Below are 12052 nucleotides of genomic sequence, written 5' to 3'. Positions count from 1 at the left end.
CGATGAGTCTGATTTGGCATGACTGGGGCGTGAAAGACCTGAACCCTTATGCGCTATACGACATTTTGCGCCTGCGCAGTCAGGTCTTTGTGGTGGAGCAGCAGTGCGCCTATCAGGACCCGGACGGTCTGGATCTGGTGGACGGCAACCGCCATGTGACCGCCTGGCAAAACGGCAGGTTGATCGCCTGCGCGCGATTGCTGGCGCCCCATGACGGGCAGGACGCCGTAACCATCGGCCGGGTGGTCGTCGCGCCCGACGCGCGCGGTCAGCAGTTGGGGCATCAGTTGTTGATGCATTCACAGGCCGCCTGTGCCCGACACTGGCCGGGGCGGGCGCAATACTTGTCCGCGCAGGCGCACCTGCAGCATTTTTATCAACAGTTCGGTTTTGCCGTCTGTGGCGACGGTTACGACGAGGATGGGATTCCCCACGTGCCGATGCGAACGGCGGGGTAATGACGGTTCTGTAAAGGTGACCCGCCTGCCTGTGCGGCAGGCGGGGCGCCGATCAACTGGCGGTATGGGAAATGGAACTGCCGAGTTTCTGAACGTCCTGACCGAATCCGCGAGCGGTGTTGCAGCCGGTCAATGCGGTCGCCATAAATAGCGTGGCAACCAGTAGGGTGATCGTTTTCATGGTGGTTTACCTTTTATAGCGTATAACGGGGCAAATCCCGCCTTCACTTTGTCATAATCCCGTGCCGGAATTCAACGTGTCGTCAGTCGGTTAAGCCGGATTTTTGTGCTGCGACCGTGTCTCTTAGCTACTCATTCTTCCGCCAGAAACAGCTCCAGCAACGAGTTGAGAAACAGCTTGCCGTGTTCGGTCACCTGCCAGTGCTGCCCGGTTTCGGTCAGGTAGCCTTGCGCCAGCGCCGCGTCGATGTACGGACGGATGGCGCTTTCCGGCAGTCCGGTGTAGGCGGTGAAATCAGCGCGCGGCGCCGGTTCCAGCAACCGGAAACGGTTCATGAAGAACTCGAACGGCCGGTCGGCCATCGCCACCTCGCTGCGTTGCTGCAGGTAATTGCCCTGCATGTAGCCGCGTGGGTGGCGGGTTTTCACCGTGCGCACAATACGGCCGTCGGCGAAGGTGATTTTGCCGTGAGCGCCGCAGCCGATGCCCAGATAATCGCCGAAACGCCAGTAATTGAGGTTGTGCTGGCACTGGTAACCCGGTTTGGCGTAGGCCGAGGTTTCATACTGCTGATACCCGGCGTCGCTCAACAAACGGTGACCCTGCTCGAAAATGTCCCACAGCGCATCGTCGTCCGGCAGCACCGGCGGGCGCGAACCGAACAGGGTGTTGGGCTCAATGGTTAACTGATACCAGGACAAGTGCGGCGGATTGAGCGCGATGGCCTGACGCAGATCGTCCAGCGCTTCGTCCAGCGATTGCTCCGGCAGCCCGTGCATCAGGTCGAGATTAAAACTGCGCAGCCCCAGACCAGCGGCCAGCCGGGCGGCGCGTTTGGCCTCTTGTGGACCGTGGATGCGGCCCAGCCGCGTCAGTTTATCCGGGCTGAAACTCTGCACGCCGATGGAAATCCGGTTGATGCCTGCCCGCTGGTAGCCGCTGAAGCGGTCGGCTTCCACCGTGCCGGGATTGGCTTCCATAGTGATTTCCGCCTCGGCCGGCAAGGACAGCCTTGAGCGCACGCCATCCAGCAACTGTTGCATCGCGTCGGCGCTGAGCAGGCTCGGCGTGCCGCCGCCGATAAAGATACTGTGCAGAGGGCGTCCGCCCGCCAGCGGCAGGTCGGCATCCAGATCCGCCAGCAGGTGCGCCACGTAGTCGTCGTGCGGCACCTCGCCTTTCAGCGCGTGGGAGTTGAAGTCGCAATAGGGGCACTTCTGCACGCACCAGGGAATGTGGATGTACAGGCTGAGCGGCGGCAGATTAAGCATGTCGCAGGGCATCCAGTAACTGACGCAACGCCTGACCGCGGTGGGAGAGGGCATTTTTCTCTTCGCGGCTCAGCTCGGCGGCGGTTTTGCCGATTGACGGCACAAAAAACACCGGGTCGTAGCCGAAGCCGCCTTCGCCGACCGGCGCGCGGGCGATGACGCCCTGCCAGCTGCCGTGGCACACCAGCGGCGTCGGGTCGTCGGCGTGGCGCAGATACACCAGCACGCAGTGGAAGCTGGCCCGACGCTGCTCGTCCGGTACGTTGTCCAGCGCCGCCAGCAGTTTGTCCAGATTCTGCCGATCGCTGGCGTCTTCCCCGGCGTAGCGGGCGGAGTAAATCCCCGGCGCGCCGCCCAGCGCGTCCACCGCCAGACCTGAATCGTCGGCGATGGCCGGCAGACCGGTTTCACGCGCGGCGTGGCGCGCTTTCAGAATGGCGTTTTCGATAAAGGTTAAACCGGTTTCCTCGGCGGATTCGACCCCCAGCGTGGTTTGCGCTACCACGTCGAGGCCGAAATCCGCCAGCAGACCGGCGAGTTCACGCACTTTACCGGCATTGCCGGTGGCTAAAACCACGTTTTGCATCTGTTGTTCCTGCAATCTGTTCAGGGTATTTGTTCAGGGAATCACTTCTGTTCAGGGAATAACTTCCGTTCAGGGAATAACGTCTGTTCAGAGAATAAATTCCGTTCAAAGAATAACTTCAGGGGATGAGTTCCGCGACATCGGCCGGGATGGCTTGCGGGTTGACGATTCTAATCTGTTTGTGACGCCCAAGCTCGCCCTTTTCGATGGTCACCATGCCTTTGGCGACGCGAAACTGTTTGGCAAGAAATTTGATGAGGTGAGCGTTGGCCTGACCGTCCACCGGCGGCGCGGTGATGGCGACTTTAAGCTCGTCGCCATGCAGCCCGACAATCTGATCCCGGCTGGCTTTCGGCTGAATATACAGCCGAATCACCAGCCCGTCTTCGCAACGACTGACGGCACTCACAACAGGAACCACAGCCCCGGGAAAAAATCCATGCCGAGATAGTTCAACAGGTACAGCACCAGAATCACCACCATCGGCGAGAAATCCAGCCCACCGGCCGACGGCAGAATGCGGCGCACCGGCCCCATCAGCGGTTCAGTCAACTGATGCAGCATGTAGTCCACCGGGCTGCGGCCCTGGCTTATCCAGCTCATCAGCGAACGGATAATCACCACCCAGAACACCAGATAACCCGCGGATTTGACCAGCGCCAGCAGCCCCACCAGCAGGTTGATCGGGCTGAGCGACAGCGAGCCGACCTGAATCAGCAACAGTAACGGATACTTGAGCGTGGTGAGCAGAAACGCCAGCAGCAGCGAGGCGCTGTCGATCGGCCCCAGCGACGGGATGATGCGGCGTAGCGGCCCGATGATCGGCTGGGTGAGCTTCACCACGAATTGCGCCAGCGGGTTGTAAAAATCACTGCGCGCCCACTGCATCCAGATGCGCAGCAATAACACCATCACGTACAGGTCAATCAGGGTCTTGACCAGAAAAGTCAGGGTCAGCATGAGACGGTTATTCCTTCATTAAAAATCATGTTTCAGACGGCAATCAGAACAGCGATTCCATTTCCTTCGCACGGTGTACGGCGGCTTGCATAGCATCGGCGACAATCTGGCCCAACTGGCGCTCGTTGAACACACGCAGCGCTTCAGCGGTGGTGCCGCCTTTGGAGGTCACATTTTCCCGCAGTGTCGACAGCGGGATGTCCGGGCTGGCGTCCACCAGCGCCGCCGCGCCGCTGGCTGCCTGCTGTACCAGCAACCGGGCGGTGTCGGCGTCGAAGCCCTGACGAATCGCTTCCTGCTGCATGGCTTCCATGAACAGGAAGAAATAAGCGGGAGCGCTGCCGGCGGCGGCAATCACGCCGTTAATCTGCGCTTCGTCGGCGACCCAGCACAGCTTACCGACGCTCTTCATCAGGTCGGCGGCAAACGCCCGATCGGCTTCGCCGACGTTCGCCGGCGCGTACAGCCCGCTCATGCCCTGGCCCACCAGCGATGGGGTGTTGGGCATGATGCGCACGATGTTGAGCGAATCGCCCAGTAACTGACGGAAACGGGCGACGCTGACGCCGGCGGCGATCGACAACACCAGTTTGCCGCTGAAATCCACCTGCTGCGCCAGCGTTTGGCAGACGTCCGCCATCAATTGCGGTTTGACCGCCAACACCACAACGTCGGCATCGCGGGCGCTGGCGATATTGTCGCTCAGGCTGGCAACGCCATAACGGGCGGCCAGTACGTCCCGGTTTGTGGCGGACGGCGCGCTGACGCTGACCTGGCTGGCCGGATAGCCGTCCGCCATCAGACCGGCGATGATCGCCTGCGCCATATTGCCCGCGCCGATAAAGGCTATTTTACGGTGTTCCATCAGATTCTCGCTGTTCTCATCTGTCCGTTAAGGTTAACTGGCCGGTGAACGGTAATCACGTGCGCCAAAAATCGCGGTGCCGATCCGCACCAGCGTGCTGCCGGCCTCAATGGCGGCGGCCATGTCGTCGGTCATGCCCATCGACAGGGTATCCAAAGTGCCATAATCCGCTTTTAGTTGCAGAAAAAGTTCGGTCATCTGGCGAAATACCGCCAATTGACGGTCATGATCCGTTTCCGGCGCGGGGATCGCCATCAGCCCGCGCAGCCGCAGGTTCGGCAACTGGGCCACGCTGGCCGCCAGTTCCGGCAGGTCGCCGGCCAGAATGCCGGATTTGCTCTCTTCCTGGCTGATATTGACCTGCAACAGCACGTTGAGCGGCGGCAGATGCGCCGGGCGCTGTTCGCTCAGGCGTTGGGCGATACGCAGCCGATCGATGGTGTGGCACCAGTCGAAGTGCTCCGCTACCGGGCGGCTCTTATTCGACTGCAACGGTCCGATAAAGTGCCATTCCAGCGCCGTATCCGGCTGATGTGTCTGAAAATGGCGAATCTTGTCGACCCCTTCCTGCACATAGTTTTCGCCAAATGCCCGCTGCCCGGCCGCAATGGCTGCTTCGATCGCGCTCACAGGTTTGGTTTTGCTGACGGCAAGCAGCGTAATTTCTTCTGGCGCGCGCCCGCAACGTTCCGCCGCCGCCGAGATTCTCTGCCGGACGTCCTGTAGATTTTGCTGGACTGTCGATATCGTCATAATGGTTCAGGAGGCCAATCAATGGATGTGAGTGAATGGGTGCGGTCTAGTGTAAAACAGAATGTGTCCGATCTGCACCTGTGCAGCGGTCATCCGCCGGTTTGGCGTATCGACGGGCAACTGGTGGCGGATGCTGCGCAGCCGCCGTTGCACAACGACGAGCTGGAGCAGTGGTGCGGCAGCTGGCTGGAACCAGCCTGCGAGCAGCAACTGCGGCAAAGCGGGCAGACCGACTGCGCGCTGACGCTGCCGGAGGGTCAGCGGTTACGGGCCAATCTGTTTATGCAGCGCCACGGCCTGTCGGCGGCGCTGCGCCTGATCCCGTCACATCAGCCGGATCTACAGGCGTTGGGCGCGCCGCCGGTGGTAGCGGAGCTGGCCGATCGTCCCGATGGTCTGATTCTGGTGACCGGCGCAACCGGCAGCGGTAAATCCACCACGCTGGCGGCGATGATCGCCTCGCTCAATCAACGCCGTGCGCGCCACATTATTACGCTGGAAGACCCGATTGAGTTCCTGCATGTCAGCCAACGCTGTCTGATTCAACAGCGGGAGATTGGCCGTCATAGCGATGCGTTCGCCAGTGCTCTGCGGGCGGCGCTGCGCGAAGACCCGGACGTGCTGCTGCTCGGCGAGTTGCGCGACAGCGAGACGATTCGGCTGGCGCTGACGGCGGCGGAAACCGGTCATCTGGTGCTGGCGACGCTGCATACCCGGCGGGCGGTGCAGTCGGTGGACCGGCTGGTGGATGTCTTTCCCGCCGAGGAGAAAGCGTTTGTTCGCACGCAACTGGCCGCCAGTTTGCAGGCGGTGGTGGCGCAGAAACTGTTGTCGGGCGCGCAAGGCGGGCGCGTGGCGCTGTTTGAAGTACTGCTCGCCACCCCGGCGGTCAGCAACCTGATCCGCGAAGGTAAAACCCACCAGTTGCCGAGCCTGCTGCAAACCGGCGGTCAGGTCGGCATGCAGACCTTTGAACAGAGTTACCAGCAGCGATGCCGGGAGGGGAGGCTGCGGCCTGAAATGAATGCCGGTTAATCTGGATGCCAGTGAAGGTCATGGTGTGTTGCCGGGGCGGCAATGTGCCTAAACGGATCGGGAGGGTTTCCTTTTGCTTTCAGCACAGGATTACTTCATGCCAGGTTGCATGTATAATAAACAGACCAACATGGGGAGGACGATATGGCTGTCAACCAAAAGCACCGGAATGAGCAGTATGTTATGCCTTCTCGCGAACAAATCATCCGTACTGTGGCGACATCGACAGCCATTGAAACCGGCCAGTCTTCCAGCATGATTGCTTCTTCACTGGACGAGCAGCGGGATAAGTTCGCTTACCTGAGTTTGGCTGTTCACCCACCCGTTAGTGCTTGATTAACCCAGTATGTCATCGGCTCATAATCCATTCCGACCCCGGCATGGATAGCACCAATATACTGGGTCTTATTCTGCTCCCAGGGTTGGTAGTCCAACGGGGGATAACCACCCTGAACGGCCATCACATCTGCCACCAACCTTGATATGCGCCCGTTTCCTTCGCGAAAAGGGTGAATCAGTATCAATTCTACGTGGACAACAGCAATGGCTTCGGCCAGCCGATCGCGCGCCATGCCAGTGCAAGGCGTGTATCGAGTGAGGCATTTATCATTGAATTGCGTAAGCAGGCTGGGGATTTGTGACGCACTGGCAAACAGGAATCCGCCTTTGCTGATATTGACGGATCTGTTCTGACCAGCCCAGTCATACAGGTTACCGAGCCAAAGCGCGTGCCATGCTCTGATCTGGTCGACACTCAGTTGCTGGTCGGCGGGAAAGTGGTCTTCAAAGACGAAATGATACAGTTTTTCCAGTAGGACTAATTCGGCGCCGTCAATGTCATCAGGGTTGGTAATACCGAGCCTGTTTTTCAACACCAGATCTTCCGAGCCTTGTGCGTACTGTCCTTCGCTGTTGAAAACATTATATCGTCCCATGATATCCTCCGGCCTTCAGTATCACACCGCACTATTATAGCGTTGAATGCATATATAGCGTTGAATGCATGCCCGTATCCTGTGCGGGCGCAGCGAAGAGCCTGTTTCAATAAGCTCTTCGTCACGCTCATTTGGTCACGCTTATTGTGGATGACGTTAATCAGGTTGGCGGTCAGGATACCGAATCAGATCCGGTTCACGCTGCATGATGACCTTGCCGTGGCGTATCGACAGGCGCGCCTTGGCCTGACGCCGCACCGCTTCGTAGTCGTTTTCCGCATCCAGAATCAGCAGGTTGGCCGGGCGGCCGACGGCGAGGCCGTAGCCGTCGCCCAGATGCAGCGCTTTGGCGCTGTTGTCGGTCACGAAATCGAGACAACGCTGCAGATCCTGATACCCCATCATGTGGCAGATATGCAGCCCGGCGTCGAGAATGCGCAGAATGTTGCCGTTGCCGAGCGGGTACCAGGGATCCTTGATCGAATCCTGCCCGAAGCAGACGTTCATGCCGGCACGGTCCAGTTCGGCTACCCGGGTGACGCCGCGACGTTTGGGAAAGGTGTCGAAGCGCCCTTGCAGGTGGATGCTTTCGGTCGGGCAGGAAACGAAGTTGATGCCCGAGCGGCGCAGCAGGCGGAACAGTTTTGAGCAGTAGGCGTTGTCATAGGAACCCATCGCCACGGTGTGGCTGGCGGTGACGCGGGCACCCATGTTCCGCACCCGCGTTTCTTCCGCCAGCACTTCCAGAAAACGCGAGTTCGGATCGTCGGTTTCGTCGCAATGCACGTCCACCAGACAACCGGTGCGTTCCGCCAGATCCATCAGGAATTTCACCGAGCTGACGCCCTGTTCGCGGGTGTTCTCAAAATGGGGAATACCGCCAACCACGTCGGCGCCCAGCGCGATGGCGCGCTCCATCAACTGGCGGCCTGCCGGGTACGACTCGATGCCTTCCTGCGGGAAGGCGACGATTTGCAGGTCGATCAGCTCCTTCGCTTCTTCTTTAACTTCCAGCATGGCTTCCAGCGCCGCCAGCGACGGGTCGGTGACATCGACGTGGGTACGCACATGCTGGATGCCGTGGTCGCGCAACATGCCGATGGCGGTATGCGCCCGGCGCTTGGTGTCTTCGTGAGTGATGGCGGCCTTGCGCTGGCTCCAGCGTTCAATGCCTTCAAACAGCGTGCCGCTCATGTTCCATTCCGGTTCGCCGGCGGTCAGGACGGCGTCAAGGTGAATATGCGGTTCCACCAGCGGCGGGATCGCCAGTTGCCCGGCGGCGTCGATGGTATCCGGCGTGGCGGGCAGCATGGCGGGCTGGGGGACCATCGCGGCAATCAGGCCGTCCTGCAGTTGCAGCGTGTGAAGCCCGGCCTGATGGCGCAGGGCGGCGTTGATAATCTTCATAATCACTCCTGTGAGGTTGTCTTGAACGACGGTATGGCGGTTCCCTGCGTCTGTGAACCAGACAGGCGCCAGACTAATAGCGCGACGGAAGCGTTGAGGCGAAACAGCGGATCGTTCAACGCGCCGCCCGACAGCTGTTCAATACGTTGCAGGCGCTGATGCAGCGTATTGCGATGGATAGTTAGCCGCTCAGCGGCTTTGATCAGATTGCCGTTTTCCTGCAATACCGCATCCAGCGTTTCAATCAGCAAATTGGGCGATTTGCGGTTATTCTCCACCAGATTACCCAGCGCGTCGTGCATAAAGCGGGTAAGCAATGTCGGGTCGCTGACGGAAGTCAGCAATTGCAACACCCCCAGATCAGTGTAGTCGCACAGGCCTTTTTCCGGGCGCATGCTTTCTGCTGCGTTAAGCGCCTGCCGCGCTTCGCTCAGCCCGCGCCGATAGTGCTCGGCCGCGTTGATCGGGCCGGAAATCCCGCCAAACAGCGTCAGCGGCGCGATATCGGCGTTGATTGCCTGACGGAATGCGGTGAAGTCCTGATGTCCGCGGCGCAGCAGCGGGCTATCGGCCGGCAGCGCCAGCAGACAGAGGTCACCCAGCATGACCGGCGGCAGGTATTCCGACATGAGTTCCTGTAGCTGTTGTTGCAACTGCTGGCGTGCTCCGTGCAGTTGCGCTTCCGGGCAGCCGGCATAAGACGGGGAAAACAGCGTCGGCATACCGGACAGACGCCACGCCGTTACCCGATGGGGCCTGTCCAGCGGCAATTGCAGCCTGGCGGCGCGCTGATGGAGGAGAGGCAGATCCGGATGATCGCAGGTCAACAACTGGAGCAGAAAGTCGCTTCGCCACCTGTCCTGCTCACTTTCAGTATGATGATGAGGCAGGTTCCTGTGATGAAATACCGGCATGATGGTCCCTCTGGTTTTGCCCCGACATGGGGAACAGCAATCAATGTCCGTGGAATGACGTCCTTGGAGTTACAGCAAGGAACGTGCCGGTTTTTCGGTTAGCGGCAGCCGGGCGGCGAGGGCGTGGCTCACTGTGCAGGTTGCATGGTTTGGCGCTGAAAACAGGCATACTGCGCCCGTTTGTTGTGCGTCATGCTGTGTTATGCACTGAAAGCGTGAATCTGCCGGGCTGGGAAAGGCTCAGCGTTCGGTTCGACGGGAAAGGCAGTGACCGGTGGCCGGTCACTGCCGAAGCGGGGATGAGAATCAGCGCGCCTGCAGCAGCGCGGTGTGGTCTTCGATACGGAACATGGCCATCGCCTGCACCAACTGGCGAGACTGCTCTTCCAGCGATTGGGTGGTGTCGGCGGAAGCCTTGACCAGCGAGGCGTTCTGCTGGGCCACCTTGTCTATCTGGGTGAAGGCGATATTCACCTGTTCGATGCCGCGATGCTGTTCCTGAGAGGCGTAGGAGATCTCTTTCATCAGGCTGGTGATACGGTTGATCTCTTCCGCCACGTCGTCCATGGTGGTACCGGCTTTGGCAGCCAGGTCCAACCCTTCCGACACATGGGACTGAGAATCCAGGATCAGGGTGCGGATCTCTTTGGCCGCCTGAGCGCTGTGCTGCGCCAGACTCCGCACTTCGCCTGCCACCACCGCGAAGCCTTTACCTTGCTCGCCGGCGCGGGCCGCTTCCACCGCCGCGTTCAGGGCCAGAATATTGGTCTGGAAGGCAATGCCGTCGATAACGCCGAGAATATCGCTGATTCGTTTGGCGCTAGCGGCGATTTCACGCATTTTTTCCACCACGTAGTTAACGGATTCGTTGCCGCGATCGGTGGTGTCGGAAACCTGATTGGTCAACTGATGCGCCAGCTCGGCGTTGTCGGCGTTGCGTTTAACCGTCGCGCTCAGTTCTTCCAGGCTGGCGGCGGTCTGTTCCAGCGCCGCGACCGACTCTTCGGTCCGTTCCGCCAGATTGCGGTTGCCGCTGAACAACTCGCGGCTGCCTTGATCGATCTGATGACTGGCGTCACGCACCTGACTGACCGAATCCAGCAGCGCCAGCTGCATGCGCTCGATGGCGTCGCTCAGCCGGCCCAGTTCATTGTTGCCCCCCTGAGTAATGCGGCGGGTCAAATCGCCGGAGGCCACGTGTTCCAGCTGTTCAATGGCGTGATCCAGCGGTTTGAGCAGCATGTGGCGCAGCGCCAGCCAACCCAGCAGTACCAGCAGCAGCGACAGCAGGCAGGCGAACGCGATCAGCATCAGCATTATCCGTTCGTTGTTATTGGCCTGTTGGATATGTTGTTCGGAGAGTTGCTGGGAGTAGCTACGGAAGTTCTGGATGGATTTATCAAATGCGTCGCTCAGGGGCGTCAGGTTGTTTTCCAGCAAGGTGTAATATTCGTCGGTGTACTGCTTTTTCAGGGAGTCCAACATCGGTTTTAGTCCCTGATTCAGGTAGTCCTGATAACTTTTTAACACCTGCTGCGCCAGTTTCTGCTCCTGTTCGCCATTGGTTCCCACGCTGCTGAACTGGCGAATCTCTTTTTCCGATTGTTGTACATAACCTTCCAGCTTTTCGGTTTCCTTGGCCCCGACGTCCAACAAACCGATTTCGATTTTGCGCACCGCCAGCGTGGCGGAGGCTCTGGCTCGTAGCGTCAGGTTATAACCATTCATCAACGCGCCCAGTTGTTCTCCCTGAATCTGATTGAGCGCCGTCAGGGAGGCGCGGCTCTTGTTGATGGCCTGAATCCCCATACCGCTGACCAGCAGCAACAACAGGGTGATGACGGCCAGCAATGTCAGCAGACCGGTGCGGATGGAGAGATTTTTCAAACGCATGGTTCATTTCCTAGTGTGTGCAGAGCAAAAAACCACTGACAGAGCCTATTCCGGGCTCGCCGTACGTTAAGGTGTTGTAGGGTTATTTTTGTTCAGAACATAACAGATGAAACAGCATGTTAGGAAGCACGATTCTCTTATCTTTTGTGAATGGAAATGCATGGACTCGGGGAATTCCACTTTGGAAAGGATCGGTTAGCGCTAAATAAATTCGCCCGGCGTTGATCACTGGTTTATCATCTGCTGATAAAAAATGAACATGACGGGCACGAACCAGGGCTAACGAGCGCCATCCCGGTTCCAGCCCGCGTTTTTCGGGGCGGTCGCCTGACTGTCCGGCAAGGTACCCAGAGGTCTCTGTGCAGTTAACAAGTTTTACAGATTATGGTTTGAGGGCGCTGATTTATATGGCGTCATTGCCGGAGGGCAAAATGACCAGCATCTCAGAAGTAACTGAAGTGTATGGCGTTTCACGTAACCATATGGTGAAGATCATTAATCAGCTGAGCCGCGCCGGGCTGGTCATGGCGGTGCGTGGCAAAAACGGCGGCATCCGGCTGGGCCGCGATGCGTCCACGATTCGCATCGGAGATGTGGTGCGAGAGCTGGAACCGTTGTCGCTGGTTAACTGCAGCAAGGAATTTTGTCATATCACCTCCGCCTGCCGCCTGAAGCAGGTGCTGCAGCAGGCTGTACAGAATTTCCTGAAAGAACTGGATAATTACACGCTCGCCGATATGGTGGAAGAAAACCCGCCCCTCTATAAATTACTTCTGGTTGAATAAGCCTGTTCA

Annotated in this window: 15 protein-coding genes; 4 read left to right on the top strand and 11 right to left on the bottom strand. The window is 59.0% G+C overall.

What is annotated here, in order from left to right; all coding sequences use genetic code 11:
* Positions 1-2 precede the first annotated feature (2 nt).
* Positions 3-458: a GNAT family N-acetyltransferase gene (locus CPA59_RS18435; protein ID WP_038666075.1), complete on the top strand. Its 456-nt coding sequence runs from the start codon at positions 3-5 to the stop codon at positions 456-458.
* 52 nt (positions 459-510) lie between these two features.
* Here the strand turns inward: CPA59_RS18435 and CPA59_RS18430 are convergent, their stop codons facing one another.
* From CPA59_RS18430 to CPA59_RS18400, 7 genes are all read right to left on the bottom strand, one after another.
* Positions 511-639: an entericidin A/B family lipoprotein gene (locus CPA59_RS18430; RefSeq protein ID WP_038666077.1), complete on the bottom strand. Its 129-nt coding sequence runs from the start codon at positions 637-639 to the stop codon at positions 511-513.
* Between the two features lie 131 nt (positions 640-770).
* The gene (gene hemW, locus CPA59_RS18425) at positions 771-1910 is read right to left on the bottom strand and encodes a radical SAM family heme chaperone HemW (RefSeq protein WP_107760325.1); all 1140 of its coding nucleotides are present in this window, start codon (positions 1908-1910) and stop codon (positions 771-773) included.
* Entirely contained in the window at positions 1903-2496 is a 594-nt protein-coding gene (locus CPA59_RS18420; protein ID WP_038920116.1) for an XTP/dITP diphosphatase, read from the bottom strand. The genes hemW and CPA59_RS18420 overlap by 8 nt, the downstream gene beginning before the upstream one ends.
* 118 nt (positions 2497-2614) lie before the next feature.
* Positions 2615-2905, bottom strand: coding sequence for a DUF167 family protein YggU (gene yggU / locus CPA59_RS18415; RefSeq protein WP_038666082.1), 291 nt, complete (start codon positions 2903-2905; stop codon positions 2615-2617).
* Complete coding sequence (locus tag CPA59_RS18410) at positions 2902-3456, bottom strand: YggT family protein (protein ID WP_038920114.1); 555 nt, start codon at positions 3454-3456, stop codon at positions 2902-2904. Before CPA59_RS18410 ends, yggU begins: the two co-directional genes overlap by 4 nt.
* A gap of 43 nt (positions 3457-3499) precedes the next feature.
* Complete coding sequence (gene proC / locus CPA59_RS18405) at positions 3500-4321, bottom strand: pyrroline-5-carboxylate reductase (protein WP_107760323.1); 822 nt, start codon at positions 4319-4321, stop codon at positions 3500-3502.
* Between the two features lie 33 nt (positions 4322-4354).
* On the bottom strand, positions 4355-5068 hold the full coding sequence (locus tag CPA59_RS18400) for a YggS family pyridoxal phosphate-dependent enzyme (protein WP_107760887.1): 714 nt from the start codon (positions 5066-5068) through the stop codon (positions 4355-4357).
* A 27-nt stretch (positions 5069-5095) separates the two neighbouring features.
* Here CPA59_RS18400 and CPA59_RS18395 point away from each other — a divergent pair, with 27 nt between their 5' ends.
* Both CPA59_RS18395 and CPA59_RS18390 read left to right on the top strand, forming a co-directional pair.
* Positions 5096-6109, top strand: coding sequence for a type IV pilus twitching motility protein PilT (locus tag CPA59_RS18395; protein WP_049842457.1), 1014 nt, complete (start codon positions 5096-5098; stop codon positions 6107-6109).
* Positions 6110-6253: 144 nt separating this feature from the next.
* A complete protein-coding gene (locus tag CPA59_RS18390) occupies positions 6254-6445 on the top strand; it encodes a hypothetical protein (protein WP_072093512.1) in 192 nt (63 codons plus the stop codon).
* On the opposite strand, the gene CPA59_RS18385 is transcribed toward CPA59_RS18390, so the two are convergent.
* From CPA59_RS18385 to CPA59_RS18370, 4 genes are all read right to left on the bottom strand, one after another.
* Positions 6424-7044 (bottom strand): Fic family protein, encoded by a 621-nt coding sequence (locus CPA59_RS18385; RefSeq protein ID WP_038920109.1) that lies wholly within the window; start codon positions 7042-7044, stop codon positions 6424-6426. The genes CPA59_RS18390 and CPA59_RS18385 overlap by 22 nt on opposite strands.
* 156 nt (positions 7045-7200) lie before the next feature.
* Complete coding sequence (codA, locus tag CPA59_RS18380) at positions 7201-8451, bottom strand: cytosine deaminase (RefSeq protein ID WP_107760321.1); 1251 nt, start codon at positions 8449-8451, stop codon at positions 7201-7203.
* 2 nt (positions 8452-8453) lie between these two features.
* The gene (locus CPA59_RS18375; RefSeq protein ID WP_100850067.1) at positions 8454-9365 is read right to left on the bottom strand and encodes a CdaR family transcriptional regulator; all 912 of its coding nucleotides are present in this window, start codon (positions 9363-9365) and stop codon (positions 8454-8456) included.
* Positions 9366-9671: 306 nt separating this feature from the next.
* Positions 9672-11258 (bottom strand): methyl-accepting chemotaxis protein, encoded by a 1587-nt coding sequence (locus tag CPA59_RS18370; RefSeq protein ID WP_038920105.1) that lies wholly within the window; start codon positions 11256-11258, stop codon positions 9672-9674.
* A 359-nt stretch (positions 11259-11617) separates the two neighbouring features.
* On the opposite strand from CPA59_RS18370, the gene nsrR reads away from it, so the two are divergent.
* Entirely contained in the window at positions 11618-12043 is a 426-nt protein-coding gene (gene nsrR / locus CPA59_RS18365; RefSeq protein WP_038666099.1) for a nitric oxide-sensing transcriptional repressor NsrR, read from the top strand.
* The last annotated feature ends 9 nt before the right edge of the window (positions 12044-12052 follow it).

It is taken from the genome of Dickeya sp. Secpp 1600 (assembly GCF_003049805.1).
Lineage (GTDB): Bacteria > Pseudomonadota > Gammaproteobacteria > Enterobacterales > Enterobacteriaceae > Dickeya > Dickeya fangzhongdai.
Note: the sequence above shows the minus strand (reverse complement) of the source record. Positions and strands in the feature narration are given on the sequence as shown.

Coding starts and splice junctions, on each gene's coding strand:
- CPA59_RS18435 (WP_038666075.1), top strand. CDS start 3: ATGAGTCTGATTTGGCATGACTGGGGCGTGAAAGACCTGAACCCTTAT.
- CPA59_RS18430 (WP_038666077.1), bottom strand. CDS start 639: ATGAAAACGATCACCCTACTGGTTGCCACGCTATTTATGGCGACCGCA.
- hemW (WP_107760325.1), bottom strand. CDS start 1,910: ATGCTTAATCTGCCGCCGCTCAGCCTGTACATCCACATTCCCTGGTGC.
- CPA59_RS18420 (WP_038920116.1), bottom strand. CDS start 2,496: ATGCAAAACGTGGTTTTAGCCACCGGCAATGCCGGTAAAGTGCGTGAA.
- CPA59_RS18410 (WP_038920114.1), bottom strand. CDS start 3,456: ATGCTGACCCTGACTTTTCTGGTCAAGACCCTGATTGACCTGTACGTG.
- proC (WP_107760323.1), bottom strand. CDS start 4,321: ATGGAACACCGTAAAATAGCCTTTATCGGCGCGGGCAATATGGCGCAG.
- CPA59_RS18395 (WP_049842457.1), top strand. CDS start 5,096: ATGGATGTGAGTGAATGGGTGCGGTCTAGTGTAAAACAGAATGTGTCC.
- CPA59_RS18390 (WP_072093512.1), top strand. CDS start 6,254: ATGGCTGTCAACCAAAAGCACCGGAATGAGCAGTATGTTATGCCTTCT.
- CPA59_RS18385 (WP_038920109.1), bottom strand. CDS start 7,044: ATGGGACGATATAATGTTTTCAACAGCGAAGGACAGTACGCACAAGGC.
- codA (WP_107760321.1), bottom strand. CDS start 8,451: ATGAAGATTATCAACGCCGCCCTGCGCCATCAGGCCGGGCTTCACACG.
- CPA59_RS18375 (WP_100850067.1), bottom strand. CDS start 9,365: ATGCCGGTATTTCATCACAGGAACCTGCCTCATCATCATACTGAAAGT.
- CPA59_RS18370 (WP_038920105.1), bottom strand. CDS start 11,258: ATGCGTTTGAAAAATCTCTCCATCCGCACCGGTCTGCTGACATTGCTG.